The sequence below is a fragment of the Saprospiraceae bacterium genome (assembly GCA_016714025.1).
Taxonomy (GTDB): domain Bacteria; phylum Bacteroidota; class Bacteroidia; order Chitinophagales; family Saprospiraceae; genus Vicinibacter.
Map to the genome: position 1 here is coordinate 672,524 of JADJOB010000001.1, position 26,601 is coordinate 699,124.

A 26,601-nucleotide genomic window follows, 5' to 3' on the forward strand; every position below is an offset into this window, starting at 1 on the left:
CTAAGTTTAATTTCTCTGAACTTCCTGCTTTTTTCAAAAGCAAGTTGTTGCTACATACTATAATTCGCTTGTTCCTGGTTGTAATCATCTTATGGATACTTCAGGCATTTTTTCTAAATCTTTATACCAATCACGGACAAAAACTCAGCTTACAAAAATATATTGGCGTTTCCCTGGCAAATGCAAAAAAACATGCTGAACCCAGAGGCTATGAAATCGTTGTGTCCGATTCTTTGTACGTCAAAGGAAAACCGGGTGGAATTATTATTTCACAAATTCCAGTTCCTGGTTCACAAGTAAAGCGCGGACGAAAAATTTATGTAACGCTTACAAAATTTCAGGCTGAATCTTTTCAATCTGATCTGTTACCAGTACTTTATGGTAAAAAATATGAATTCAAAAGAACTGAATTGTTTAATCTGTTTGAGTTATACTCAAAAATCAAAGCGGTTAAGTTTGACCCGGGACCTGAAAATCATATATTAGAAGTTTACTATCACGATCAATTATTGCTTAATGGAAATGAACGGAGATCTGATATCACCATATCAAAAGGAGATACCCTTCAGTTTGTTATATCTACCAAAGCAGGTGGTGAAGTACCTATTCCAGATTTAATTTGTCAAACACTGGCAGCCGCTAAATTTTTATTGAGTTCGTCAAAATTAGAATTAGGTACCATCCTTGAAGAAGGTGAAATTACAGATCCCGAAACCGCATATATTATCAAACAAATTCCAGAAGCACAGGAAGGCCAAACCATCGAATTGGGCAGTTCGTTTAAAATAACCATTTCACAAGTTAAACCAGAACATTGTAATTAATAAACTATGGAAGATATCACCGTACAAGAACTCAGGAAAAAATTAGAAGAAAAAGAAAATTTTATTTTAATTGATGTTCGTGAAGTATATGAACACCATGAATTTAATATTGGTGGAGAATTAGCTCCCCTGCGGAGTGAATTGGGACAAAAAATTGAATCCATGGCAGACCAAAAAAATAATGAGATCATATTATATTGCCGTAGTGGAAACCGCAGTGGAATAGCGAAGCAACTGTTTGAGCAAGCAGGATTTACAAAAGTTCGCAATCTATTGGGCGGAATGCTGGCCTGGAGGGAAGCGTTTCCATCCTAATTAATATTCCAATTCTGTACTGTTGAAATACTAAATTACAATCCAACTAATAAATAATTCTTCAATTATTATTGACAAATTATTATTGATCTTTGAATTTACCAACAACAAACAAAGAAACGGGTTCCAGAGGAGAGCAAATTGCAAAAGATTATTTGGTTTCTCAACAGTACACAATCCTTGAACAAAATTTCAGATACAGCAAATCAGAAATTGATTTAATTGCTAAGGAAGGGGAGATATTGGTTTTTATTGAAGTTAAAACCAGGAGTTACGATTATTTTGGTCCACCTGAATCTTTTGTAAGTGAATATAAAGAAGTATTAATTCATGAAGCCGGATCGTATTACATGGAAAAAATAAATCACGATTGGGAGTTTCGATTTGATATCATAGCAATCCTATTAAATAAAGATGGTAGTTACAAACTAGAGCATCACAAGGATGCATTTTAATTTTTTAAATTTCTAAAAACTCCATATACTTAGTCCTAGCATTAGTGCAAAGATTTCTCTTTATGGTAGGTCGTTCGTAAACCAGGACGCATACATTTGGTAATTTTTTACTGTTCGTTCAATATTAAATTGAAAGGTTTCGTGATCTAATTCTTTAATTTTTTTTGCGGGGATCCCACCATAAATAAAACCCGATTCCAATCTGGAATTTTCTAATACAACGGCACCTGCAGCAATTAATACATGTTCTTCTATGATCGCATGATCTAACACGATAGCCCCCATTCCAATTAAAACATTGGAATGAATTGTGCAACCGTGTACAATGGCTCTATGTCCAATGGATACCCGATCCCCAATATAGGTTCCAGCCTTTTGATAAGTGCAATGAATAACAGCTCCGTCCTGAATGTTTACTTCATTTCCAATTCGAATTTCGTTGACATCCCCCCGAATTATAGCTTGAAACCATACACTGCAATGATCACCCATTTGCACATCGCCTACAATGGTTGCATTTTCAGCAATAAAACACTGCTTTCCAAAAATGGGTTTCTTGTCGAGTACTGGTAGGATCAGGGGCATGGTGGGGAAGGGGAAGTGGAAATTAGGAATTAGGAATTAAGAATTAAGAATTACGGATTACGAATTATGGATTAGGAATAAAAATAAGCTTACCATTATAACATTGAACGAATCAAATTTCGTAATTCGTAATTCGACATTCGTAATTCGACATTCGTAATTAATTAAACTACCTTATCGGTCCCCATCTAAAATATTGCCCAACGAGCCCAGGATGCTGCCTTCCTCTTTACGATTCATACCACCATATTGCATGATTCTTGCGGCTAATCGACTTATGGGTAAACTTTGGATCCAAACTTTGCCAGGGCCGCGTAAAACTGCATAGAAAAGGCCTTCACCACCAAAAACCATGTTTTTAACTCCTCGGATAAATTCGATGTCAAAATCGATTCGGGAGGTATAGGCAACCACGCAACCTGTATCAATTCGAAGCGTTTCGCCAACTCCAAGTTCCAATTCTTTTACAAAACCACCTGCATGGACAAAGGCCATACCATCTCCTTCCAGTTTTTGCATTATAAAACCCTCTCCTCCAAAAATTCCGGTTCCAAGCTTACGCTGGAGTTCAATGCCTACTGAAACACCCATCGCTGCGCATAAGAATGCATCTTTCTGGGCAATGACTTTACCATCCAACTCCATCAAATTCAAAGGGATGATTTTTCCTGCATAAGGGGAAGCGAAGCTTACGCGCGCTTTACCACCTCCTTGATTGGTGTATGTAGTCATAAACAAAGACTCTCCTGTTAGTAAGCGTTTTCCCGCAGAAAAGAGCTTGCCCATAAATCCACCTGTTTGGTTAGTGCCATCGCCAAAAATTGTAGCCATTTGAATCCCATCCTCCATCATAAGGAATGAACCCGCTTCAGCAATGGCCGTTTCACCCGGATCGAGTTCGACTTCTACATATTGCATTTCTTCACCAAATATCTTGTAATCTATTTCATGACTTTGTGACATAATGAGTTGATTTAAGGGCAAATGTATAGAAACTTTGGCTTACCCCTCCTTGAAAAATGCAGATTTTCTCATCAAAATACATACCGCACCAACAAGCTAACTAAGTCTTTGAAGCTCTGTGAATTACTGATTTCTAAAGAGCAAATTCTTAGGGAAATAGTCAATTAAACTTAAGTTAAAATTCTATTATAAAGAGTGTTATCCATTAACAATTTATATATATTGGAAAAGAAATTATAATAACTAACCTTGATTTGCAAATATTTTTAGGAGCTGCAAACTAGTGAATAAAAGCGTCTTAGCTTTACGAAGCTTTTGCCATGGATACGATATACTCCTATCTGTGGAGCCAAGGGGTACCAGTGAACGGGGTACCCCTTTTTTTTCGCTGTATTAAACGTTTTGCTCTATTTATTATAAAACTAAATCATGTATAAAATTGGATTATGCATCGGTTTAAATTTCATGATTCTACAAAGCGCGTTTTGTCAAATTTCATTTGCAAAGCAAAACAAAGCAACTGTTGATACAAACAATTTTACAAAAGTAGATCGCGCCATCAAAGCCGGTGAATTTGGAGAGATCCACAGTCTGCTGATTGTTGAAAATGGACAATTGCTTTTTGAATCATATTATGGAAATTGGACCGTTGATTCACTACACCAATTACAATCTGCAACTAAAAGTATTATTTCCACCTTGTTGGGTTGCGCGATTCAAAATAACTTTATAAAAAGTACCGATGAAAAAATTGCACAATTTTTTCCCAAAGAGTATATTCAGGATTCCCTCAAACAACAAATTAGCATTGCCAATCTATTAACCCAGCAACATGGTCTAAAATGGAAGGAATCTCCCTGGGAAGCACCCGATAATAATTGGCGTGCACTTTATACTTCAAGTGGAAATTGGTATCAAAAAATTTTAGAAACTGAAATGGCAGAATTACCAGGCCAAACATTTAACTATAGCAATGCTGCACCTGTATTGATTTCCGGTCTAATCCAACAAGCAAGCAACATGGATATCGAACATTTTGCAAAAAAATATTTATTTGATCCATTGGAAATTACACAATACCGTTTTTGGAATGGAAATGGTGGACCAAAAAATAATGGAATGGCACTTTTGTATTTGAGTTCAAGGGATATGGCCAAAATTGGTCAACTTTATTTACAACATGGTAAATGGAATAACAAACAAATTATTCCAGAGAATTATGTACAAACCGCCACCTCAAGTTTAGTAACTGGTGCAGAAGCAAATGGTTTTTATAGCTCTTATGATTATGGGTATTTCTGGTGGACTAATCCCAAATATCGCTTTTCAACAAAATCAGCATATCCCAATGTTTTTCTTGCAAGAGGAGCCGGAGGTCAAAATATTATTGTCGTACCAGAAAAAAAATGGGTAGTTGTAATTACAGCCTGGAATGTTGAACGACCTAATAAACCACAAAGTATATTTGACAAATATTTGTTAGAAAATTAATGGGCAAATTAATAATTCAGATTTTTAACCAGCTGGGGTGTTGATTCATGTTGCTTTAATTTAAGCTGATTGCCATCCCAAGCTTTATCAAAGCTTATATTTAAATTAGATTTTATTTTGGTGTTTGATTAAACACCAAAATAATAAAACTATATTTTGGGAGATAAACGAGCAAGTAATATTCATATTAATGTATTAAATTGCAAAAAATAAAAATAAACAGCACTCAATAAAAACAAAAAGAGCGAAAGTCTATTGCTAAATCACCTATACTAAATCTTTGAATATGTTATGTAAGCAACCCTATAAAAAACTAATTTTATTACTCAGCTTTGTATTTATTTCAAAATACTTTGTTCCACCAAATGTATCTGCACAAACAGTTGCGGCTGGTGGCAGACACTCGTTATTGATTTGCGCAGATAGTACTGTGCAGGCCTGGGGTTACAATGGTTATGGACAATTGGGTAATTCAACCACGACTGAGCAGCATTCAGGCGTAAAAGTAATTGGAATGAATGGTGTAGTGAGTGTATCTGGTGGATTATTTCATTCGATTTTTATTAAAGAAAATGGGACAGTTTGGACCTGTGGAAGAAATAATGCGGGGCCGCTTGGGGATGGCAGCACTTTAGACAGGCATACACCCGTTCAAGTAATTGGATTATCGAATATTATTCAAGCATCTGGAGGAGGTGAACATTCTTTGTTTTTAGGAAAAGATCAAACTGTTTGGTCATGTGGGTTAAATTCATCAGGGCAATTAGGAGATGGATCAACTACAAACCGATTGTTTCCTATTCAAATCAGTGGTTTAACCAATGTGATACAAGTTGCAGCAGGTGCTGAATTTTCTTTATTCTTAAAAGAGGACGGGAGTGTCTGGGCATGCGGTCATAATGGTTTTGGACAATTTGGAAATGGAACAAATGCTTCAAATAAAAACCCAATCCAAATAAATGGATTATCCGATATCATCCAGATCACAGCGGGCGAATGGCATGCACTGTTTGTAAAAAAAGATGGAACTGTATATTCCTCTGGAAGAAATCAATTCGGTCAACTAGGAAATGGAACTCAAACAGATCAATGGCTTGCATCCTCAATTAACGATTTAAGTGAAGTCATAAAAGCTGAAGCTGGTGGCATTCATTCTGTTTTTGTTACTAATACGGGAACCGTTTATGCTTGTGGATTAAACAGTGGTGGCAATAATGACGGCCAATTAGGAGATGGCACTGCAATTGACAGAACAAAACCTGTGTTGGTTAATACATCCTGGGGTACTGATAAGATTATTCATGCAGAAGCTTGTAGAGAACACACGCTCTTCTTATCTGAAAAAGGACCTATTTGGGCCAGCGGAAGAAACAATTATGGTCAACTCGGTATTGGGTATTTTACTACTGCAAATTTTAAATCCCCCGTCCGATCCAACACCTTGTGTGTACCCATTTTAGTCAAACAATATCAGCCAGAAGCTATTCAAATTACATATCAACTCTTTCCAAATCCAACATCCGGATCAATTACTTTGAAATCAAAACCAAAACTTAAAAAAGCCAGCATTTCGCTATATAATTCCTGCGGAATTTTAAGCCGACAAACTAATTATAACCAGGAAAACGAATTTCATTTTGATCTAAAAGAACTTAAAAATGGCTTATATATACTTACATTGAGTGAGAATAATAAATTTCTATATAGCGACAAAATAATTATTAATCATGAATAAAAATATTTATAACTAATGTTAACAAGTTTTAGTTAGAATCTGAATCATTTATAAATTTAATTAATTCTACCAAGTTCCTTTTAGTATTATCAACTTAATATAGATCTTCAATTTTTGAATTAAAATAATTGCATTATTTTTACCTATAAATATACCTAAATTGAAAACAAGAATTATTATTCTCTTTACTTTGGCAATTGTTACTTTATGCCTTAAAACCACCCTTGGCCAAGGGTGCAGTGATGCGGGCTTCTGTACAGTATCTGGCCTCAAACCAGGATCGTTTGATACCTTATCAGGATCAAAAAACAAACTTGCTTTTGGCGGATCCATAGCAAAAGCAGACCATGATATTTCAATCCTTGCAAATTATATAGAATTCAGTCGTTCTATTTCTAGTAAATTTTCAATTCATTGTAAAATCACCAGCATTCGCCAGGAAGGAAACCAAATTTCAAATTTTAATTTATCTGATCTATATTTTTCTTCAAATTTTTTATTAAATAAATATTCTAAAATATTAGTTGGAATTAAAATACCCTTAACTAATGCAAACAAAATTAAAGATGATTATTCATTGCCAATGGATTACCAGTCCAGTTTAGGTACTTTTGATCTAATTCTTGGTTTGAATTTTAAAATTAAACAACTTCAATTAGCTATAGGATACGAACAAGCCTTAACAAAAAACAAGAATGAATTTTTAGCTGAAAACCATTCTACATCAAGTATATTAAATGATTTTCAATCTACCAATCACTATAGCCGAAAGGCAGATGTATTGGCCCGCCTGGCCTATCCTTATATGCTTTTAACAAAATTAAAAATTACACCTGCGGTGTTGGCAATTTACCATGTAGCCAATGATAAATATGACAATGCGTTCAATACTACCCTTGAAATTCCAGGTTCCAAAGGCTTAACTCTAAATGGAAATTTATTTATTGATTACGAATTACATCCAAAACATACTGTGCAACTCAGTGGAGGCTTTCCATTTGTTGTCAGGGACAATCGACCGGATGGTTTAACGCGTAAATTTGTTTTAAACCTGGAATATGGGTTTACATTTTAAAATAGTTTTAGCTTATTAAATTTATATAGCTAACAAAATGAATACCGAATTTAAAACCGTAGAAGAATATATTGCTTCCTTTCCAATTGAAACCCAGAAAATACTTACTAAAATACGTAGTGTGATTAAAAAAAATGCAATCGCCGCCATGGAGGGAATTAGTTATGGGATGCCAGCCTATAAATTAAATGGAAAACCATTGGTATATTTTGGTGGTTATAAAAATCATGTTGGCTTTTATGCGACTCCCAGCGGCCATTCTTCATTTGAAAAAGAACTTTCACTTTATAAACAAGGAAAAGGATCTGTACAATTTCCATTAAGCCAGGCCATACCTTATGATCTGATTGCCCGCATAGTCGCCTTCAGAGTTAATGAAAATAATACAAAAAAAATAGTTAATGGCAAAAACAATAAAGCAGTCAAAAACTGATGATGTCAACGACTATTTGGATAAATTGGTGCATCCATTGAAAGGGGTCCTGCTGGAATTACGACAGCATCTATTAACGAGATTTTCTGAAATCAGCGAACACATAAAATGGAATTCTTTAAGTTTCTATTTTAATGGTGATATGAACGCTTTTAATCCCAAAGAATACAAGCGCGATCTGCTGGTTGTAAATTTAAATAAAAAAGAATATGTCTTGTTGGTCTTTCCTACCGGCTACACCATATTACATAAAAGTCAATTACTTGAGGGCGACTACGCAGATGGAAGAAGAATGGTTAAAATTTATTCAACTGCGGACTTAACAAGCAATAAAGACGAGTTATTTAATATCATTGAATCCTGGATCAGCCAAATAGACAAATAATATTTACATTCCAGTGATGAGGTTACTCCATATCCTTTTTTTTATTACTATCCTGATCAGTTGCAAAAAGCAAGATGTAGGTTCAATACAAGCTGTTGAGTCTAAAATGAAAAATCAACAGATTTTTAAATTGTATTCTGAACAAGTTAAAGATACCTTTAAAATATTTGTTGGTCTGCCTGAAAAAATCGATTCTTTAGCAGGCACGCTATATCCTGTGGTTTACTTACTTGATGCAAACTTTTACTTTAACATGGTTTATGAAATGCTTATTAAATATAATGAGGTTGGTTTGATTAGACCACTGATTTTAATAGGAATTGGGTATGATGATTTGCATACTATGGATTCGCTTAGGTGCAGAGATTATACCTATCCACAAGCATTGGCAGATTATAAAATGGCCACAAGTGGTGGCGCCAAAATATTTTTGGAATTCCTTAAAGACGAATTGATTCCAATCATTGAAAAGAAATATTCTGTAGATACTTTCAAAAGAATATTGATGGGTCATTCCCTGGGTGGCTATTTTACAATTTTTGCACTACTCCATGATCTTTCACAAAATGAGGTATTTTTTAATGGTTATGTGGCTGCCAGTCCATCCTGCCATTATAATAACAATTACATTTTGGAAACTTATAAACAGAGTCACTTTATATCAAACAATCAGACCAACCTATTTGTAGCATTTGGTGGATTGGAAGATCAGGAAGATCCTGAAGTAATCAGATCAGAAACTGTTTTAAACACGCTTGATGGACTATTAAAACATAAAATCAACTACAATTCATCTCTTTTTTCAAATTTAGGCCATATGGAAACCGCTATGCCTGGTTTTTATAAAGGTTTGCAAAGCATTTTGGAAGTTGAATAAAATTCAGTATCTTAGTAACAATATATGGTTTATATTCAAACTTTCTGAAATGAGATTTATATTCTTAATTTCTTTGCTCATTTTTATTCATATTAATTTAAATGGAGCCAGTTACTTCGTTTCGAATACTGTTAAACTCACAGGGGATGGAAGTATGTTGAATCCATGGACCCTTCAAAAAGCGTTTGATCATCCATCCGCACTTAAACCCGGGGACACCGTTTGGATACGCGGTGGTATTTATACCAATGATTATGATGCACAAACTTCATTTAATTGTAAAACAAATGGAACTTTAAACGCGCCCATTATTTTTAAAAATTATAATGGCGAACGTGTATTGATTGATGGGGCTAAATCTTATACCATCTTTGCCGGATTGGGGAATTGCAGTTATACCTGGTTTTGGGGACTTGAAGTCATCAATTCAAGTGCAACAGATCGAAACCATGATATTTTAGGTGGCATTACCTGTACTGCCGAAAACATCAAATTTATTAACATGATCGTCCATGATACAGGTAGTGGAATCGACGCATGGAAGACTGCAAAGAATACTGAAATCTATGGTTGCATAATATACCATATTGGTAATAACCTTTTAAACGGCACAAATTGGGAAGGGCACGGACATGGAATGTATTTACAAAATGACACCTTTGGAACCAAATTGATTCACAATAACATCGTATTTAACACATTTGGAAATGGAATTAAAATCTGGCAGACGACAACTACCGCTCCTATAGGAAATTTTGATATTCGCAATAATATTTTATTTAATGGTGGGTCCGCATCAGAAAATCTGGGTGGAGTTGGAAATAATTCGCGAACGCATAACTTTTTTGTTTTATCAAACGGACCAAATAACCCATTGGTAAATACAGTTATTAAACACAATTATACATTTGCTGGTTTGAATAGCCCACGCCCACCGGTCAATGCTTTTGGATTAAATTATGGAGTAAAAAATTTAATTCTCGATAGTAATTATTTAACTTGCCAAACCCGATTGGGATTTAATAATACACCGATATTCAATGCATCGATACAAGGGAATCGATTCATTGGGGGGATTCCATCCGTATACGGTTACTATTTATGGGGATTTGCTCAAACGGATTTTCCTGAAAATCAATATATCCCAGAAATACCTTCTAGTGGACTCGAGTATTTTATATTGCCTAATAAATACGAACCAGAAAAGTCGCATCTGGTGATTTATAATTGGGATAGTTTAGAAACTGTTCAAATAAATTGTAATCAAACAGGACTTAAACCCGGAGATTCATATGACTTAATCAATGTAATGGATTACCAAGCAGATGTGATCCCTGGTCAATTTCCAGCAGATGGAATCCTTAAGATCCCCATGATTCAACACAGCTATGCAAAACCAATTGGTTCGACGCAAGCAGTTGCTTCCCAATTTCCAGTTTTTGGGGTATTTATAATTCGCAAAAACGAAAGTCAGTTTCCTAATATTCTATCAGACGGAGTTAAAAAAAGTACAATTCAAATATTTCCCAATCCAAGCAATGGAAAGTTTAAAATTATTGGTAAAGAGCAAATAGATACGTATACTCTTTATGACAATAAAGGAAATCAGGCTTATTCGGAAAAAGTAGTTTCGTCAGCATCTACAATAGATTTAGATTTTTCAAACTTACCAAAAGGCATCTACTTTTTGAAAGTTCAAACTAAAAACTATATAAGTACGAATAAATTGATTATATTAGATTAATTGAATTTTTAAAAGTGAATTTTTTGAATACCAAGTCCACTAGCTAGACTAAAACAATTGAGTAATCTGATATTTTAAGGTATAGACCTTTAATTAATACCAATGAATTAAAAAATGTTTTCAGTCTTATAATAATATAAATTTTAAATAAAATAGGTATTTGTTAATTGAGTAAATATTCACAACCTTAGTGAATTCAAGCGTATAATTATTATTAAGTAAATTTAAATATAAAACAAAAAACTATCATTCAAATACCTTTGAAAGATAAATTATATATAAATTTGGGATACTTATAATTTATGAAACATTTTCTTTGGACATTGATGCTCATATATGGCAGTTGCTGCTGTGTTTTTGCTCAAAACAAGTCCAAAATCGATTCCTTGATAAAAGCGTTGGCAGGAAACCAGACTGATACGTTGGGCGTTCGAACGATGCTATTACTTTCCGCTGAATATTTTATAAGCAATCCAAACAGGGCGTTTCAATATAGCCAGGAAGCAAATCGATTATCGGATAAGTTGAATTACAACTTTGGCCGAATCCAAAGTTTAGCCTGGTTGGCGTATTTTCATGAACAAAATGGACAAATTGATACTGCACTTTCACTTTATCAAAAAAGTTACGAACTAGCAATTAAAACCGGTAATAAAAATGATGCCGCAACTTGCTTAAATAATATAGCAGCTATATATAAAGACCTTGGTAAAATAGATGAAGCACTTGAATTTCATCAGCGTAGTCTAAGCATAAAATTAGAACTTGGAAAACAAGAAGGCATTGCATCTTCCTATAATAATATTGGACTAATCTATCAAAATCAAGGTAAAATTCCTGATGCCTTAAATTACTACAACAAAGCTTTAAAAATATTTGAAGAGCTGAAAGACAAACAAGGAATCGCTACAGTATACGAAAATACCGGGTTTATTTATAAAGATCAGAAACAATACGACCTTGCTTTTGATTATCTGCAAAAAAGTTTAAAAATTCACATTGAAGATAATGACAAATATGGTATCGGATATTCCTGGAATGCATTGGGAAATTTGTGTGAAGAACAAAACAAACTACTAATAGCCTTAAATTATTATGAACAAGCGCTTAAAGTTCGTACTGAAATTAATGACAATCAAGGCATTTTTTATACCTGGAAGAATATTGGAAACATACATAATAAGTTGGGCAATAAAGAAGAAGCAAAACGTGCTTATGAAAAAAGTCTTTCCGGAATTGAAGCGCTTGGTGATAAATGGGGAATTGCAATTGTAACCAATTTATATGGTGCCTTTTTATTGAATGAATCCCAATTGAATCAAAGTGAAGCTTATTTATCTAAATCTTTAGGCATCGCAAAAGAATTAGGATTTCCAACTGACATCAGGAATGCGGCAGAAAATCTTCAAGCTCTCTATCGTAAAAAAGGAAGGTGGAAAGAAGCACTTGCAATGAATGATTTATTTATTGAAATGAAGGATAGTGTACAAAACGAAAAAAATCATAAACTATCTATTCAAACTCAATTCCAGTATGAATATGAAAAAAAAGAAGCTATTTTAAAAATTGAACAAGCTAAAAAGGATGCACTTGCACAAAAAGAAATTCAAAAACAGCGATTAATTTTGGTTGGAATATCTGGTGGATTGATTTTAGTAGTACTCTTTTCCATTGCCCTAATTAGACAACGCAATAAAATAGCAAAAGGTAAAAAACGCAGTGACGAACTCTTGTTAAATATATTACCTGAAGAAGTGGCTGAAGAACTCAAAGAAACTGGCAGTGCAAAAGCCAAATCATTTGATAATGTTACTGTGTTGTTTACAGACTTTGAAAAATTTACAGAGATCAGTCAAAAATTGACAGCTGAAGAATTGGTTGAAGAAATCAACTATTGCTATAGTGAATTTGATAAAATTATCACTAAATATGGGATAGAAAAAATCAAAACCATTGGTGATAGTTACATGTGTGTAGGTGGTCTCCCAACCACAAATACATCACATCCCTGGGATGTTGTAAAAGCTGCAATGGAATTCCAGGAATTTATTACGAAAAATATAAACCATCGGAAAAATCAAGGTAAACCATATTTTGAATTGCGCATTGGTATTCATACCGGTCCTGTGGTAGCAGGAATCGTTGGAATTAAAAAATTTGCTTATGACATATGGGGTGACACCGTAAATACTGCTTCCAGGATGGAAACGAGTGGCGAAGCTGGAAAAGTAAATATTTCCGGTGCTACTTATGATTATATTAAAGATATTTATACTTGTACTTACCGAGGAAAAATATCAGTTAAACATAAAGGTGAAATTGATATGTATTTTATTGAAGGCGCTAGAAATTAAATTACGAATGACGGATTTCGAATTATGGGAGCGGAGCGGACATCCTGCGTACTCGCGGGAAGAAATATGAATTAAGAATTAAGAATTAAGAATTAAATAAATTTAATGAACAAGCCTAAGATATTTTTTTGTTGGATACTACTTATATGCATTCAAATTCAAGGGACTTCCCTATTCGGCCAGTGTTTCAGTTGCAAGCATGCGCCGCCAGGAACTATTTGGTGTGATGACTTTGAAGATGACATTCCATTTAATCAAAAGTATTTTGAATACAACAATAATGGCGGAGATTTTATAAGACTAGCAAATGCAGGTCGCGACAGCAGTTATGGCATGCGCGTCAAGTGGCAAGCTGGAGAGGTTGGTGCCGGCTCTCTTTCAAAATCCTTTGGGAAGACTCCGGATACCTATATTGGTAAAAACGCCGCACACCCTGGTGAAAGCTTTGATGAAATTTATTGGCGGATGGATGTTAAATCTCAATCCGGCTGGATCGGAGGTGGACCAGCCAAACTAAGTAGAGCCATGTGTTTAGCAAACAGCAATTGGGCGCAAGGTATGATGGCGCATCTTTGGTCCGGCGGAACCAACGATTGGTATCTTGGCATGGATCCTGCTAGTGGAATTGGTCTTGATGGAAACTTAAAATCAACTAAATACAATGACTTTAATAATTTAAGATGGCTCGGTTTTAAAACCGGTAAAACACCTATCTATCATGAAAACAATTCAGGTAAATGGTTTTGCATCGTTGGACATGTTAAATTAAACACTCCGGGACAAAAAAATGGCATTTTTGAATTTTGGATTAATGATACCTTGCAAGCTTCAACTAGCAATTTAGATTGGCACAGTACCTGGAATGCCAATCCCAATAACCTCCATATAAATGCAATATTTTTTGAAAACTACTGGAATAATGGATCGCCCGTTGACCAAGAGCGTTATTTTGATAATTTAGTAATCAGTACCCAACCCATCCCATGCTCTTGTATGATCACATCCACTGCCAATCCCATTGATAAACTTGATAATTCCCTTGTTATTGATCAAGTTGAAAACAAAATTCGATTAATTCTTCCTGCTACTAAATTTCCAAGCCTCCTAAGTGTTTTAGATGTCAATGGAATGCTGATTAAACAAAAGCTATTCATTGATTCCAGTGAATGGCTTGATTTGTCTGAAATTGGTTCTGGTATATACTTTCTAAGTACAGAAAATACAAAACCAGTAAAAATTGTTCTAATTCATTGATTTTGAATTTTCATTTAATTTACCTCAGAAAAATTCCCTTGTCAAATTTGATACTTAAATTTTAAAAAAAAAAGGCAAATGAATGTATATAGCATTTGCATTATTCACATATGACTTACATGCATTATACCCGTGACAAACGAGTAGAGAAAAATAAATCAGAAAAATTATAAATGGCATCAGAATTTTAAATAGATAATATAAATTTATAAGGAGTTTTAATACGATATTTATAATACAATTCATTATTAATTTAAATTCAGTAAGGCGAACATCGAAGAAAAAGGTTGAACATTATTAACCCTTAAGAATAAATAAAATATAATAGAAAATAATATAATTAACATGAAGTCAACAAAATCAGATATTTCAAATTGGGATGATATCGCGCAACGGTATCAGGACAAATTCATGGATTTAAAGATATATAATGAAAGTTACGATCATTTCTGCAAACTTCTGGACAAAGAAAATCCGCTGATTTTGGAAATTGCTTGCGGTCCTGGAAATATTACGAAATACCTTATGGAAATTCGCCCTGATCTAATTATTGATGCAATTGATTCTTCGCCAAATATGCTCCGCCTTGCACAAATAAACAACCCAAGCGTTCATTTTAAACTGATGGATTGCCGTCACCTGAGTCAATTAAGTAAGTCATACGATGCAATCCTCATCGGTTTCTGTATGCCCTATTTATCCAAGCTCGAATGCGCCCAGCTAATACAAGATGCATCAAGATTATTGCACGGTGGAGGAATATTTTACTTCAGTACCATTGAAGGTCGTTACGAAACATCTGCTTATGAAACCAGCAGTGATGGAAAAAACAGTCTTTTTGTTTATTATCATGAGACCAATTATTTAGAAGAAATGTTATTTGCCAATAACTTTACGATCTTAGAATTTTCCACTATAAAATATCAAAAATCAGAATTAAAGATTGAAAATCATCTTATTTATATAGCTAAATTAAAATCAGGAATAAATTAAATCGATTTAGATAGTACCTTTGTTTGATAAATATCTATTTTTTTCCATATAGAGTTCCAAATTCTGATTGAGATGCAAATATTTAGAAAGTTTACTTTTGATTCCGCTCATTTTCTTCCCAACGTACCAGAAGGTCATAAATGCAAAAACATTCATGGACACACCTATCATTTAACCGTTTTTATCGATGACCGTTTAGATCCTCATTTAAACTGGGTTATGGATTTTGCTGCCATTAATAAAGCAATTGATCCCATTTTAAAATCAATTGATCACAAATTGATGAATGACATTCCGGGTTTAGAAAATCCAACCTGCGAGCAAATTGCAATTTGGCTTTGGGATCAAATAAAACCACAAATACCCCAACTGATTAAAATTGAATTAAATGAAACGCCTACTTCAGGAGTGATTTATACAGGTACCGTTTGATATTAAATTTAATAAAGGGTAACGAAAGCAATCTTTATAATATATCTAAATCATTCAACTAGATTTTACCAAGATACTTTGCAATTCCATAAAATAGAATTACAATCAAGCCCCATAAAGCCCAGGATATCATTATGATTTTAATACCCAGACCAAAACGAGCTTCTACTTCTCCAGCCAGGTAGGCTTTATATAAGATAGCCAGCACAAACAAAGAAACAATTCCAAACCATTGTTTAAGATAAAACGGATTGTTAGTTCCTGGTTTAGAAAACAATGCCGTCCAAATATAAAAAAAGGACAAAGCTGCAGTTCCGGCCAATAAACAATAATAAATTAATTTTAAAATAAAAGCCATTTATTGCCAACGTAGTGGACCATTAAAAAAGAATAAACCAATCAACACGACTCCTAGAGCTACTAACCAGGTGATGCCTAATATGCCGCTGCAATATAAATATCGATTCGTATCTTGGATAGCTTGATAGCTTATGTATAATCCTATAGCTACCAAAACACCTGCTAAACCCATTATAATGGATTCTGACTTTTTACCATAAGCATCAATCAGCACATTGATTGAGCTAAGAAAAAAAAACAAACACAGAAGGCAGGTCATGCCAAAAAGTACGAAGAACAATATTTTTGATAAAAACTCCATAGGTCAAAATAAGGAACTAACAATTCTTTTAATTCCATTTTCCTCCTGAAGATATCATTACAATAAGAAACCAACAAATAAATAATCCAATAAGAATTAAGGGCGAATAAATAAGGATGGTTCCAGCTTTTTGATATGATGGCTGGCGCAATAAAAACCAGGATAATCCGGTAATCAATGCAAAAATAACCCCGATTGCTAAATTTCTCCCAGCAGGTAAAAATGGTTCATAAAAACCCTTCGAAGTGTTGGCAAAATAAACAAACAAATTAATTGCTGCGAGATATAAGAAGTATAGGGCCGTAATCCCGTAACCAACCAAAAGGAATTTTATAATTGTTTTCATACCTTTCTATAATCGATTCAAATCATTTCAATTCCTTACAAATATAATCAGTCTTTTGGAACTTTGAAATTTTTAGAATTGCTTATAATACTTCTAAATAGGTTTTAAATGCGTTATGTTGTCAGGTTTAATTTGAATAAATAACTACATTTGTTCCAGGATTGAATTTTCAACAATTCACTATTTATTGATCTAAAAGAATTTATTCTTTACTTAAGTTTAATTAAAACATTTTCATAATGAAAAGCACAGACACTACTTCAGCGGACTACCCTCCCTTTAAAAATGAGGCCATCAACAAGTTGTATGAATTGATGTTTTGTGATAATCCACAATTTTTTAAAAATTCAACAGATGTAAACACAGCTTATCCCTGGAACATTTTATTATCTGAGCCCTTAAATACCACTGATCTTTTTAATATTACCCAAGATTCGACTTTGGAAAGCCGAATAAAACTGTTAGCCTACTATCTATTGAGAAAACAAGGAGAAAAGATCCAAACTAAAGAGCTTTTAGGAGTCGTCATTGAAGTTGCTCTGGAGGAAGGACTTGATGTACTGGCTGCCTACCAAGACGGCACAGCGCGCTACATTAATTATTCAGAAAAAGTAATCTTGTTGGAAGCCGCTCAGGAACAATCCAACCAGTTAATTCAAAATTTATTCGATAAAAGCCATCAGGTAATTAAGCAAATTGGTCCCTGGAATCAGGATCGATTGCCTTATCCTGATACCGGTCAGGCGCGTTTAAGCTTTCTGGTTTCAGATGGACTTTATTTTGGTCAAGGACCTATCAATCAGCTATTTCAAGATCCCATGGGAGGTCCTGTATTGGAATCTGCGAGTCAATTGATGAGTTATTTAATCGAATTGAATGAAGCTAGTACAAATTGAAATCAAACTTTTATTAGCACATTCAAACAATATTCAGGGATCATCGTGACTCGTCGTAAATTAAGACCAGAATCCATTTGTTTCTTTATGCCATTCACAAAGACAGGATCCCGTTTCACAAAAACAGCAACCACAAACCAGGTTCGTTTTAAAAATGCTACCCCCTAAGCAAATAGGCTGCTGTTTGCAAGACTTTGATTCCATCTGTATTGATGGGGTTTCTACAATTGTTTGTGTTTCCATGTCGATTCTGGTTTAATAGCATTAAATGTCTTATTTCAAATTTACTACAAAAAAAATTTGGTTTGAATTTAATTATTAAATAATTAAATAGGCTGTCAGAATGTACAAATTGCTTTTATTTGCTTAATAATATGTCGAATTATTAAAAAATGGAAGACACTTATTCTATACGATTCATTTCTCCTGAGCAAGATGCAGCAGCATGCTTAAAGGTATATGAGCCTTATGTTTTATATACTCCAATTACCTTTGATTATAAAGTCCCTGAGCTAAATGAATTTCAAAGTAAAATTCTCGATACAATTTATGAATATCCCTGGTTGGTTTGCTTAAAAAACGATCAAATCGAAGGCTATGCTTATGCCAGTCGGCATCGGTATAAAACGGCCTATCAGTGGTCCGCTGAATCTACCATTTATATAACCGAATCTCTACAAGGTAAAGGAATTGGGTCTATACTTTATGAAACTCTGTTATCCATTCTTAAAATTCAAGGGTTCTTTAATGTATACGCTGGAGTGACCGTTCCAAATAAGAAAAGTGAATTACTTCACATCAAAATGGGGTTTGAAGAAATAGGTATTTTTAAAAATATAGGCTTTAAATCAGGAACCTGGCATGATGTCAAATGGTTTCAAAAAACCCTTCAGGATTATATAATAAACCCAACATTACCCCTTAAATTGGAAGAATTGAAACACTCAAATGAATTTCACGCTATTTTATCAGCAGCCAATAATAAATTAAATAATTCTTAAAATAATTAATCAAAAATCTTGTTATAATCTAATAAAAAAATTCAACAATGAACCTTGCTCATGTCCATTTACTCATTACACATTTACCTTTATTTGGTTCCATCTTAGGCGCGATCGTCTTAGCCTATGGCCTTTACACCAAAAGTACGCATACGATTTCTGCATCTTATCTGGTTTTAATCATATCTGCACTTGGTGTAGGCATTTCTTATTTTACCGGAGAATCTGCTGAAGAATTGGTTGAACAAATACCCGGCGTGTCAAAGAAACGAATCCATGAACATGAAGAAGCTGCTTTGTTTGGGCTCATTAGTTTAATTGTGGTAGGGCTAAATTCCATTCTTGGTTTAATATTTAATTTTAAAAACTCAGAAAAAGCGCGATTGATTGCAAAAATAGCATTGATATGTTCCTTATTCAGTTTTTCAGTGATGGCTCGGGTGGGATATCTAGGTGGTCAAATCAGACATACCGAAATTTATGAATCAGCCACAACGCCAAGTAATGGGGAACATCAATCCAATGACCGGGAATAGACTTAAATTCTTATAAATTAAATTCTACACATTAGGCATCCTGGCATGCGTATTTACAAATTACAGCGTACCGGATTTTACATAACGCTTAGATTCCTTTATGAAATAATCCTGAGCGCACAAAACAATTGCCGGTGAACCGCCTTCTGCATTTAAAACCTAACTCGGCCTATTATTTTTTCATTACAGGCATCTTTCTAACAATTATTTCACCTTTCACTTTTTCCGAAGGCATCTTTATGGATGGCCTGTTTTATTCAAGTATTGCAAGAAATTTGTCAAATGGAGTCGGTACTTTTTGGCAAACTCATTTCTCCAATACCTTGTTTCCTAGATTTTATGAACATCCTCCACTTGCGTTAGGCATTCAATCTTTATTTTTTAAAATTATAGGAGCAAGTCATTATACTGAAAAAATCTATTCATTATGTTGCATTATCCTAACCGGCTTTATCATCTGCCGAATCTGGTTGCTCATGGCATTACGACATGCATGGATTCCCTTGTGTTTGTGGCTTTCCGTTCCATTAGTTCAATGGTCCAGTTCAAATAACCTCCTGGAAAATACAGTAAGCATTTTTACCTGCCTGAGTGTGTATTTCTATTTAAAAGCTTTTAACCGTTCATCCAAAATGTACTTTCTGACCTCAGGGAGCATGCTATTTCTTGCATTTTTATCCAAAGGATTTGTAGGATTCTTTCCTTTAGTCTTTCCATTTTTCTTTAATCTCTTTTCAAGAGATTTTAGTTTTTCACGTTTCACCAAACAGACTTTGCTGATGTGTTTAGGCATTGCAGTCCCCCTATTTCTGCTAATTTCATTCAACCAACAGGCCTCGGTTTCTTTGTATACTTATTTGAATGTACAGGTATTAAAAAGTATCTATTTTGTCCAAACAGTTGATTCCAGATGGTATTTAATCCAACGATGTATTTTTGAACTAATACCAGCATTCATACTATGCGCTATTACAGTTTTTATATACAAAAAACAAAATTTGGATATAAAACTTAATTGGAACAAAGCCTTCCCTTTCATACTTGTCGCAGCATCAGCAGTCTTTCCCATGATGATTAGTTTAAAACAAAGTGGATTTTACATCCTTCCCAGTTTTCCATTCTTTGCCTTGGGAATTGGAATCCTAATTTATCCAATTGTAAATTTTTTAATTTTAAGAATAAAAACACATTCATTTTCTTTTAAAGTGTTCACATCTATCAGTCTGCTTGCTTTTTGTTTGGGTCTTTCATTGTCCATCTCTAATGTACATGCCGTGAGCAGAGATGCAGCATTGTTGCATGATATTCATAGTATTGGAAATTATCTGGATGATGGCAGCACGATTGGAATTTCTAAAAATCTTTGGACTGATTGGAGTCTGCATGGATATTTTATTCGCTATAAAAACATCAGTTTGGATACATCCTCTAATATCAAGACTCAATATTTTCTCACTAATTTAATGGATCAGGGAAATGAGCTAAATTCTCATTTGGAGCCCATTTTACAAGCGACCCAGAAATATCAATTTTATGAAGTCTGTATTATAAAATAGTTGAATGAAAATTGGTATCTTTAAACTTGAAGATTGAATAAATGCGATTGATTATCCTGTTTTTATTACTTTGTCTTTCCCATCTCAAAGGACAGGATGCGGTATTAAAAAATGCGATGCGTCCTATCAATAATATTGGATTAAATATTGGGGAAGGATCAGCAATTGCTCTTATCTATGAACGTATAAAAGACCTGGACGGGAAATCATTTCTAGCAGGAAAAATTGGAATTGGCTATAATGAAGAATTTAAAATTTGTGTTTTTGGACCTTGTTCAAGTGCTAAACAGTTTACCATCTTTCCTACTTCAGTAAGTGCAAATTTAGGCAATTCAAAAAATTATCTTGAATTAGGATTAGGGCATATATATGTATCAGGAAAAACCAATAGACCTTCTGCATTCTATATCCTTGGCGGCTATAGATTCCAACCACTAGATCGTAACAAATTCAACTTTAGAGTCTATTTTAGTATCCCTTTTTCTGGATATGATAATCTTGAACTACTCTTCCTTCCAATAGGTTTTAGTGTTGGTCTTTGTCTTTGATCAAGCCTATTGGCTATTGCGAAACTTGGCTTATATCGATATCCTAAAATAATAACAAAACAAACTGATTACCAAAATACTGATCAGGTTTAATACAAAACCTGCTTTCATCATTTCTTTTAGTGGAATTTTTCCACTTGAATACGCAATTGCATTTGGAGGGGTACCCATAGGCAACATACCGGCGCAACTAGCAGCCAAAGTCATCGGCAAACAAACAATAATTGGTGAAATGCCCATCGCGATTGAAATCGAACTTAAAATGGGTACCATCACAATGACTTGGGCAATATTGCTCATTATTTCACTCAAAAAAATTGAAATAGAAGCAACGAGTAAAATGAGCAAGAACAAATGTTGGGGTGCATAGATAGCAATTCCTTCCCCAATCAGTTTCATGAGACCGGAAGATTCCATGGATTTAGCCAATGCCAATCCGCCACCAAACATTAACAAAATTCCCCAGGCCATTTTATGGGTATCATTCCATTCCAACAAACGGGAACTTTGAGAATCAATATTTTCAATTTCTAAATCAATTGCATCCTCTGGCTTTACTTTTTTAATGCCTGAAGGAACCACAAAAAGAGCAAATGCACCCGCTAAGGCAATTTGTGCATCATTTATTGGCAAACCTGTAAATCGAACCAATAAATCTTTTGTAATCCATAAAGATGCAGTAGCCAAAAAGATATAAAGGACATATCGTTCAGGTTTTGACCAGTTCTTTAGTTTGAGAAATTCCGAATCAATAAATGCTTTGGTTGCTTCATCTTTATCCATTTTGTTTATAAATAAAACACGGGTAAACACCCAATACAACAAAGCAAGTATAATTAAAGCAAGAGGAAAACAAACTACAAACCAATCCGAAAAACTGATATTTAAATGATATTCTTCATTCATAAATCCTAACAAAGCAATGTTTGGAGGAGTACCTATAATCGTTGCCAGGCCACCAATATTTGATGCATAGGCTATACTTAATAATACAGAAGTTGAGAATTTTTTAAATCCAGTTCCTTTGAAATTTGAACCCATAACATTTAATACCGACAATGCAATAGGAAACATCATCATGGTAGTAGCCGTGTTGCTTAGCCACATGCTGATTAAAAAACTGGAAGCCATAAAACCAAGTAAAATGTGATTTCCCTTTCCACCCGACTTTTTCAAAATACTCAATGCAATCCGTTGGTGCAAATTCCATTTCTCAATTGCGAGTGCAATAAAAAAGCCACCCATAAATAAAAAAATAATTGGATCCGCATAATTCCTGGCTGTTTCAGTTAAACTTTCAACACCCCACAAAGGAAATATTATCAGAGGCAATAAGGCAACAATTGGCATAGGGATCAATTCCAAAATCCACATGGAGATCATAACCAATCCGGCACTTAATACTTTTAATGCTCCTGGTTGCAATTCAAAAGGATTGAACAAATAATGCAACAGAAGCAATAGCAAGATCAAATAAAAATACAAATCAATACGAATCGCCTTCATGTGGTAAATATAAGGAATAATAGAGGCTATAGACTATAGACTCTAGACTTTACATTAATCGCAAAATAACGAATCAATTAATAATTCGTCCCGCGAGTACGCGGGATGTCCGCTCCGCTCCCATAATTTGTAATTCGAAATTCGTAATTGCTATTACTTGACTTTCATCATTGACTTCACCTGTTGTAATACACCATTTTGAAGTCTGACATAATAGATTCCAGCAGCTGCATCTTCAAGATCACAATCCAGCGTATATTTTCCTGATTGCATATCTTGATCTAAAAGGGTTTTTATAACAGAACCTTCGTTGTTGATGATTTGAATTTGCGTATGGCCACCCTTCGTTTCAAATTTTATTTTAGTAGATTGAACGAATGGATTCGGATATGCATATACAAGGTTTTCACCCAATCGATTGTTTTGATCATGAACAGAAGTTGGTATGCAATTGCCTGGATCGAGGATAGGTAGTTTTTGATAATTGCGCAATAAAATTTGTTGAAGATCCGGATCTGGTACACAGAACCAATCACTTAATATGGATGCATACACTGAGCGAAAATCGTATTGCATTGGTAAATTGGATCCAACGGTAGATTTTGGATCAATAATTGGATTTGCACCAACCACGCCTCCAACTACTTTTTTACCAAACACAAACATTGGTTGCGCAGCTCCATGGTCTGTGCCACCGGAAGCATTGGATATGATTCGTCTTCCAAATTCTGAAAAAGTCATTCCGATTACACGGTCTTCCAGTCCTAATAATTTAATATCATTCATAAATGCACCTACCGCATCTGACAAGCCTTTTAATAAATTAGCATGTGCGCCTGTAGTGTGGTCTGCAGCTGTAACTTGTCCGGCGTGTGTATCGTATCCTCCTGTACTTAGCCAGAATATTCTCGTTTTAATTCCACCAGAAATTAATTTAGCTACGATAGACAATTGTTGCCCCAAGGTGTAACCTAATTCCGTATTGGTTTTTGGATAGAGTGTTGATAAATTGGTTCCTTTATCCGCAGAATTTTTAACCGAATCTCCAAATTTATCAGTTTGTCTTTGCACTTCGCGAACATAGGCCAATTCTTTTCCCATGTAATTTCCTGGAGCTGGATCCTGAAATAAACTGCCATTTAAATTTAATGGATCATTTGTATTTGAAATAGAAATTGCCATTGGAACGCCCTGATTCTGCAATCCTAAAACAATATTTCCACCAACACGGATTGATAATGGGTCCGGCATTACTGTATTGGGAAAGCCCACCGGATAATTTGGGTATTCATAAGCGAGGTATCGACCCGCCCAACCGGAGTTAAGGTATTCTGTTGAATCAGCACCTGTCATCCAGATATCTGTTGCACGAAAATGTGAGTAACTAAATTTAGGATACCCAACACTCTGTATGACAGCCATTTTTCCTTCATTGTACATATCGTAAAAACGATTCATGGCCGGATGTAATCCAGTTGCATTATTCGTTCCTCCTAATTTTAAAACCTTATCTTCCGGTAATAATATATTTTGGCGAATGGTAGCTTGTGCTAAAGAAGCATATTGGTCTAATGGGATCACCATGTTTAATCCATCGTTACCACCATTCAATTGAATAATAACTAAAACCCGATCGGTATCACCCAAAGCATTGGTCAATGCTGACAATAGTGGACTTGCACCATGAGCTGTAACAGTCATACCTCCAACTGCAACCGGAACAGATTGTATAAATGATCTTCTTTTCATATAATTTTAATTAAAAGAGATTAATGGAATTAACAAATATGGAATTCTGCTGCTGACATTAAGTACACAAACAGATCCTGTAACATTTGTGGAACCTTTTTTGATTCAGGATCCGTAGTACTTGGATTTGCGATGTAAACATCCCAGGCATCAGTCCAATAATAATCTGTTGATTGCCCCAATAACAGATAATTGGTTTTCAACTGGTCTTTGGTTGATTGTGACAGCGGAGGGCCAAACATTAATTCAACCGCTTCCCGAATCAATTCGTTTGGATCGGATGGATTATCAAACTGTTTAACAAAATCAACAAAATTCATTTTATTTAAAAAGCCAGATTTACCATCATAGGTATTTGCAACTTTAAGCGAAAAATTTGATCTGCCGATAGCTTCATATGCTCCTTTACGGAATGGATACGTTGCAGTATCAATCCAGATTTCGTGGAAAGAAGGCGTTTGATAATAGGCCGCCCAGCCGGCAACATTCGGTGGGTCATTGACATCCTGGCCGGCATTGACATTATACGTTCTGAATATATTCCACATATAATATTGTGCTTCGAGGTTCGTATAATCCTTTGAAGGGTCTGCGCTTTGTCTTGGAATTGGAAAATCAAACGTACGGGCCATTCCAATATGAAAATCTGCCGGACTTTTAATCATGCAACCACGATGCTCTGACTTGAAAAAATAATCAGAACCGAATAAGGCTTTTAGCACAATTTGCATTTGATCTGGATGATCCACATTTTGTCTAAATAATTCAGCTAATGGTTCAATGACTTCAGATTCAATTTCAGGAGTGATTTCATAGTAAACAAAATAATTCCATAACCTTCTGCAGATGTATTTTGATAATTCATCTGTTGCGAATATCATCTCAATTAACTGTTCTATTTCATCAAAGGCTCTTCGCTCTTCAATCGTTGTAAAAGGAGCCGGGTCAATAATTGCAGTATTTGATTGTATTACTGTGTTGTTATAAAAGGCTGAAAAAGTCTTCGGATTTAAATCGTGCTTGTCTTTATTGAATGCTTTACGTGGAATCACATTGGTGGTTACATTAGCAATCTTTTCATTATAAATTACATACCAACCTGTCAATACTTTTGCCGCAGCTTTTACATCCTCTTCCGTATATCCTGAGCCAGGTCCTTTTCCAATACAAAATAACTCCTGCAATTCTCTACCATAATTTTCATCAGGAGCTGTTTTAGTGTTGCGCTCTCCATTTAAATATCGGAGCATTCCTGCGTCCAATGTGATTTCTTTAATCAATTTCTTGTAATTACCCATTGCATACTTGCGATACAAACTTTGGGTATTGTACATGGCGTGAGCGTTTTCTACCACTGCATCTTCTGTTACCAGCAATGTCTGATAAAACATGATCATTTTTTCATACACTGAACGGTCTTGATGTAACTGCAAACCAGTCATCCATTGTTTAAGGCTATTTCTTCTACTTCCTGATGGATTTGCAGGTTGTGAAGCTTGCGCCGGCGTGTCAACCCAGGTTTTACCAAATGGAACTAAAGTGTCTAAATTATCTTTGGTTGGATCCACATTATTGTAATAAGCTCTCAATGGAGGATCCGGAGCTTTGGGGGTTGTAGGAACCAACACTTGTAAAACTTCATCCAAATTTTTAGTTTTGAAGAAATTTAGGTCCGATTTTTTGACCCCAAACATGGTTCTTCTAAGTAGGTGAATTAATTCGGGCTTACCAAAAGGCCCAGAAAAAGGTTTTATGCTTCCCATAACTTGGATTTTTTGTAAAAGTACATAATATTAACAATGCATTAAAGTATGATACGGACAAATTACGGTCCTGGTTGCCCTTTAAAACACAATTAAGTTTATCAGGACGATTATCTTTGCCCTT

At 34.6% G+C, this 26,601-nt stretch carries 28 protein-coding genes; 19 read left to right on the forward strand and 9 right to left on the reverse strand.

The features are described from left to right. Window positions 1-47 precede the first annotated feature (47 nt). From IPJ80_02510 to IPJ80_02520, 3 genes are all read left to right on the forward strand, one after another. Window positions 48-824 carry a PASTA domain-containing protein gene (locus IPJ80_02510; protein MBK7912353.1) on the forward strand — a complete coding sequence of 259 codons (777 nt, stop codon included), beginning with the start codon at window positions 48-50 and terminating at the stop codon, window positions 822-824. A gap of 6 nt (window positions 825-830) precedes the next feature. Further along, window positions 831-1,139, forward strand: a complete 309-nt coding sequence (locus IPJ80_02515; protein ID MBK7912354.1) for a rhodanese-like domain-containing protein — start codon at window positions 831-833, stop codon at window positions 1,137-1,139. A gap of 92 nt (window positions 1,140-1,231) precedes the next feature. Then, window positions 1,232-1,594 (forward strand): YraN family protein, encoded by a 363-nt coding sequence (locus IPJ80_02520; GenBank protein MBK7912355.1) that lies wholly within the window; start codon window positions 1,232-1,234, stop codon window positions 1,592-1,594. A gap of 60 nt (window positions 1,595-1,654) precedes the next feature. Here IPJ80_02520 and IPJ80_02525 read toward each other — a convergent pair whose 3' ends face one another. Further along, window positions 1,655-2,179, reverse strand: a complete 525-nt coding sequence (locus tag IPJ80_02525; protein ID MBK7912356.1) for a gamma carbonic anhydrase family protein — start codon at window positions 2,177-2,179, stop codon at window positions 1,655-1,657. A gap of 174 nt (window positions 2,180-2,353) precedes the next feature. Further along, window positions 2,354-3,142, reverse strand: a complete 789-nt coding sequence (locus tag IPJ80_02530; GenBank protein ID MBK7912357.1) for a TIGR00266 family protein — start codon at window positions 3,140-3,142, stop codon at window positions 2,354-2,356. A 465-nt stretch (window positions 3,143-3,607) separates the two neighbouring features. Here IPJ80_02530 and IPJ80_02535 point away from each other — a divergent pair, with 465 nt between their 5' ends. The 11 genes from IPJ80_02535 (at window position 3,608) to queD (ending at window position 15,915) form a co-directional block, all read left to right on the forward strand. Further along, entirely contained in the window at window positions 3,608-4,633 is a 1,026-nt protein-coding gene (locus tag IPJ80_02535) for a serine hydrolase (GenBank protein MBK7912358.1), read from the forward strand. Between the two features lie 286 nt (window positions 4,634-4,919). Next, window positions 4,920-6,368 (forward strand): T9SS type A sorting domain-containing protein, encoded by a 1,449-nt coding sequence (locus IPJ80_02540; GenBank protein MBK7912359.1) that lies wholly within the window; start codon window positions 4,920-4,922, stop codon window positions 6,366-6,368. 160 nt (window positions 6,369-6,528) lie between these two features. Beyond that, a complete protein-coding gene (locus IPJ80_02545) occupies window positions 6,529-7,443 on the forward strand; it encodes a hypothetical protein (protein MBK7912360.1) in 915 nt (304 codons plus the stop codon). Window positions 7,444-7,480: 37 nt separating this feature from the next. Further along, entirely contained in the window at window positions 7,481-7,876 is a 396-nt protein-coding gene (locus IPJ80_02550) for a DUF1801 domain-containing protein (GenBank protein ID MBK7912361.1), read from the forward strand. After that, complete coding sequence (locus IPJ80_02555) at window positions 7,845-8,261, forward strand: DUF1801 domain-containing protein (GenBank protein ID MBK7912362.1); 417 nt, start codon at window positions 7,845-7,847, stop codon at window positions 8,259-8,261. The genes IPJ80_02550 and IPJ80_02555 overlap by 32 nt, the downstream gene beginning before the upstream one ends. A gap of 16 nt (window positions 8,262-8,277) precedes the next feature. Next, window positions 8,278-9,138 (forward strand): alpha/beta hydrolase, encoded by an 861-nt coding sequence (locus IPJ80_02560; protein ID MBK7912363.1) that lies wholly within the window; start codon window positions 8,278-8,280, stop codon window positions 9,136-9,138. A gap of 49 nt (window positions 9,139-9,187) precedes the next feature. Continuing rightward, window positions 9,188-10,882: a T9SS type A sorting domain-containing protein gene (locus IPJ80_02565; protein MBK7912364.1), complete on the forward strand. Its 1,695-nt coding sequence runs from the start codon at window positions 9,188-9,190 to the stop codon at window positions 10,880-10,882. Between the two features lie 302 nt (window positions 10,883-11,184). After that, window positions 11,185-13,236 (forward strand): tetratricopeptide repeat protein, encoded by a 2,052-nt coding sequence (locus tag IPJ80_02570; GenBank protein MBK7912365.1) that lies wholly within the window; start codon window positions 11,185-11,187, stop codon window positions 13,234-13,236. A 105-nt stretch (window positions 13,237-13,341) separates the two neighbouring features. Continuing rightward, entirely contained in the window at window positions 13,342-14,490 is a 1,149-nt protein-coding gene (locus tag IPJ80_02575; GenBank protein MBK7912366.1) for a hypothetical protein, read from the forward strand. 345 nt (window positions 14,491-14,835) lie between these two features. Further along, window positions 14,836-15,483: a class I SAM-dependent methyltransferase gene (locus IPJ80_02580; protein ID MBK7912367.1), complete on the forward strand. Its 648-nt coding sequence runs from the start codon at window positions 14,836-14,838 to the stop codon at window positions 15,481-15,483. 72 nt (window positions 15,484-15,555) lie between these two features. Then, entirely contained in the window at window positions 15,556-15,915 is a 360-nt protein-coding gene (gene queD, locus IPJ80_02585) for a 6-carboxytetrahydropterin synthase QueD (protein ID MBK7912368.1), read from the forward strand. A 58-nt stretch (window positions 15,916-15,973) separates the two neighbouring features. Here queD and IPJ80_02590 read toward each other — a convergent pair whose 3' ends face one another. The 3 genes from IPJ80_02590 to IPJ80_02600 are packed head-to-tail and all read right to left on the reverse strand — an operon-like array spanning window position 15,974 to window position 16,922. After that, window positions 15,974-16,273: a hypothetical protein gene (locus IPJ80_02590; protein MBK7912369.1), complete on the reverse strand. Its 300-nt coding sequence runs from the start codon at window positions 16,271-16,273 to the stop codon at window positions 15,974-15,976. Continuing rightward, window positions 16,274-16,576 (reverse strand): hypothetical protein, encoded by a 303-nt coding sequence (locus IPJ80_02595; GenBank protein MBK7912370.1) that lies wholly within the window; start codon window positions 16,574-16,576, stop codon window positions 16,274-16,276. Window positions 16,577-16,604: 28 nt separating this feature from the next. Continuing rightward, window positions 16,605-16,922 (reverse strand): hypothetical protein, encoded by a 318-nt coding sequence (locus tag IPJ80_02600; GenBank protein ID MBK7912371.1) that lies wholly within the window; start codon window positions 16,920-16,922, stop codon window positions 16,605-16,607. A 239-nt stretch (window positions 16,923-17,161) separates the two neighbouring features. Here IPJ80_02600 and IPJ80_02605 point away from each other — a divergent pair, with 239 nt between their 5' ends. Continuing rightward, on the forward strand, window positions 17,162-17,818 hold the full coding sequence (locus IPJ80_02605; GenBank protein MBK7912372.1) for a hypothetical protein: 657 nt from the start codon (window positions 17,162-17,164) through the stop codon (window positions 17,816-17,818). A 60-nt stretch (window positions 17,819-17,878) separates the two neighbouring features. On the opposite strand, the gene IPJ80_02610 is transcribed toward IPJ80_02605, so the two are convergent. Further along, entirely contained in the window at window positions 17,879-18,061 is a 183-nt protein-coding gene (locus tag IPJ80_02610; GenBank protein ID MBK7912373.1) for a hypothetical protein, read from the reverse strand. Between the two features lie 149 nt (window positions 18,062-18,210). On the opposite strand from IPJ80_02610, the gene IPJ80_02615 reads away from it, so the two are divergent. From IPJ80_02615 to IPJ80_02630, 4 genes are all read left to right on the forward strand, one after another. Further along, window positions 18,211-18,819, forward strand: a complete 609-nt coding sequence (locus IPJ80_02615) for an N-acetyltransferase (protein ID MBK7912374.1) — start codon at window positions 18,211-18,213, stop codon at window positions 18,817-18,819. Between the two features lie 47 nt (window positions 18,820-18,866). Next, the gene (locus tag IPJ80_02620; GenBank protein MBK7912375.1) at window positions 18,867-19,355 is read left to right on the forward strand and encodes a hypothetical protein; all 489 of its coding nucleotides are present in this window, start codon (window positions 18,867-18,869) and stop codon (window positions 19,353-19,355) included. Between the two features lie 134 nt (window positions 19,356-19,489). After that, on the forward strand, window positions 19,490-20,911 hold the full coding sequence (locus IPJ80_02625; GenBank protein ID MBK7912376.1) for a glycosyltransferase family 39 protein: 1,422 nt from the start codon (window positions 19,490-19,492) through the stop codon (window positions 20,909-20,911). Between the two features lie 41 nt (window positions 20,912-20,952). Beyond that, window positions 20,953-21,459 (forward strand): hypothetical protein, encoded by a 507-nt coding sequence (locus IPJ80_02630; protein MBK7912377.1) that lies wholly within the window; start codon window positions 20,953-20,955, stop codon window positions 21,457-21,459. 30 nt (window positions 21,460-21,489) lie between these two features. On the opposite strand, the gene IPJ80_02635 is transcribed toward IPJ80_02630, so the two are convergent. From IPJ80_02635 to IPJ80_02645, 3 genes are all read right to left on the reverse strand, one after another. Further along, window positions 21,490-22,965: an anion permease gene (locus IPJ80_02635; GenBank protein ID MBK7912378.1), complete on the reverse strand. Its 1,476-nt coding sequence runs from the start codon at window positions 22,963-22,965 to the stop codon at window positions 21,490-21,492. A gap of 153 nt (window positions 22,966-23,118) precedes the next feature. Beyond that, entirely contained in the window at window positions 23,119-24,714 is a 1,596-nt protein-coding gene (locus tag IPJ80_02640) for a DUF1501 domain-containing protein (GenBank protein MBK7912379.1), read from the reverse strand. Between the two features lie 29 nt (window positions 24,715-24,743). Next, the gene (locus IPJ80_02645; GenBank protein ID MBK7912380.1) at window positions 24,744-26,477 is read right to left on the reverse strand and encodes a DUF1800 family protein; all 1,734 of its coding nucleotides are present in this window, start codon (window positions 26,475-26,477) and stop codon (window positions 24,744-24,746) included. Window positions 26,478-26,601: the final 124 nt, after the last annotated feature.

Bases quoted from the DNA above. Each gene is read 5' to 3' on its own strand.
- IPJ80_02535 (MBK7912358.1), top strand. From the start codon at position 3,608: ATGATTCTACAAAGCGCGTTTTGTCAAATTTCATTTGCAAAGCAAAAC.
- queD (MBK7912368.1), top strand. From the start codon at position 15,556: ATGCAAATATTTAGAAAGTTTACTTTTGATTCCGCTCATTTTCTTCCC.
- IPJ80_02515 (MBK7912354.1), top strand. From the start codon at position 831: ATGGAAGATATCACCGTACAAGAACTCAGGAAAAAATTAGAAGAAAAA.
- IPJ80_02590 (MBK7912369.1), bottom strand. From the start codon at position 16,273: ATGGCTTTTATTTTAAAATTAATTTATTATTGTTTATTGGCCGGAACT.
- IPJ80_02540 (MBK7912359.1), top strand. From the start codon at position 4,920: ATGTTATGTAAGCAACCCTATAAAAAACTAATTTTATTACTCAGCTTT.
- IPJ80_02605 (MBK7912372.1), top strand. From the start codon at position 17,162: ATGAAAAGCACAGACACTACTTCAGCGGACTACCCTCCCTTTAAAAAT.
- IPJ80_02550 (MBK7912361.1), top strand. From the start codon at position 7,481: ATGAATACCGAATTTAAAACCGTAGAAGAATATATTGCTTCCTTTCCA.
- IPJ80_02555 (MBK7912362.1), top strand. From the start codon at position 7,845: ATGGCAAAAACAATAAAGCAGTCAAAAACTGATGATGTCAACGACTAT.
- IPJ80_02595 (MBK7912370.1), bottom strand. From the start codon at position 16,576: ATGGAGTTTTTATCAAAAATATTGTTCTTCGTACTTTTTGGCATGACC.
- IPJ80_02610 (MBK7912373.1), bottom strand. From the start codon at position 18,061: ATGGAAACACAAACAATTGTAGAAACCCCATCAATACAGATGGAATCA.
- IPJ80_02580 (MBK7912367.1), top strand. From the start codon at position 14,836: ATGAAGTCAACAAAATCAGATATTTCAAATTGGGATGATATCGCGCAA.
- IPJ80_02620 (MBK7912375.1), top strand. From the start codon at position 18,867: ATGAACCTTGCTCATGTCCATTTACTCATTACACATTTACCTTTATTT.
- IPJ80_02635 (MBK7912378.1), bottom strand. From the start codon at position 22,965: ATGAAGGCGATTCGTATTGATTTGTATTTTTATTTGATCTTGCTATTG.
- IPJ80_02645 (MBK7912380.1), bottom strand. From the start codon at position 26,477: ATGGGAAGCATAAAACCTTTTTCTGGGCCTTTTGGTAAGCCCGAATTA.
- IPJ80_02630 (MBK7912377.1), top strand. From the start codon at position 20,953: ATGCGATTGATTATCCTGTTTTTATTACTTTGTCTTTCCCATCTCAAA.
- IPJ80_02530 (MBK7912357.1), bottom strand. From the start codon at position 3,142: ATGTCACAAAGTCATGAAATAGATTACAAGATATTTGGTGAAGAAATG.
- IPJ80_02600 (MBK7912371.1), bottom strand. From the start codon at position 16,922: ATGAAAACAATTATAAAATTCCTTTTGGTTGGTTACGGGATTACGGCC.
- IPJ80_02565 (MBK7912364.1), top strand. From the start codon at position 9,188: ATGAGATTTATATTCTTAATTTCTTTGCTCATTTTTATTCATATTAAT.
- IPJ80_02570 (MBK7912365.1), top strand. From the start codon at position 11,185: ATGAAACATTTTCTTTGGACATTGATGCTCATATATGGCAGTTGCTGC.
- IPJ80_02640 (MBK7912379.1), bottom strand. From the start codon at position 24,714: ATGAAAAGAAGATCATTTATACAATCTGTTCCGGTTGCAGTTGGAGGT.
- IPJ80_02525 (MBK7912356.1), bottom strand. From the start codon at position 2,179: ATGCCCCTGATCCTACCAGTACTCGACAAGAAACCCATTTTTGGAAAG.
- IPJ80_02575 (MBK7912366.1), top strand. From the start codon at position 13,342: ATGAACAAGCCTAAGATATTTTTTTGTTGGATACTACTTATATGCATT.
- IPJ80_02615 (MBK7912374.1), top strand. From the start codon at position 18,211: ATGGAAGACACTTATTCTATACGATTCATTTCTCCTGAGCAAGATGCA.
- IPJ80_02560 (MBK7912363.1), top strand. From the start codon at position 8,278: ATGAGGTTACTCCATATCCTTTTTTTTATTACTATCCTGATCAGTTGC.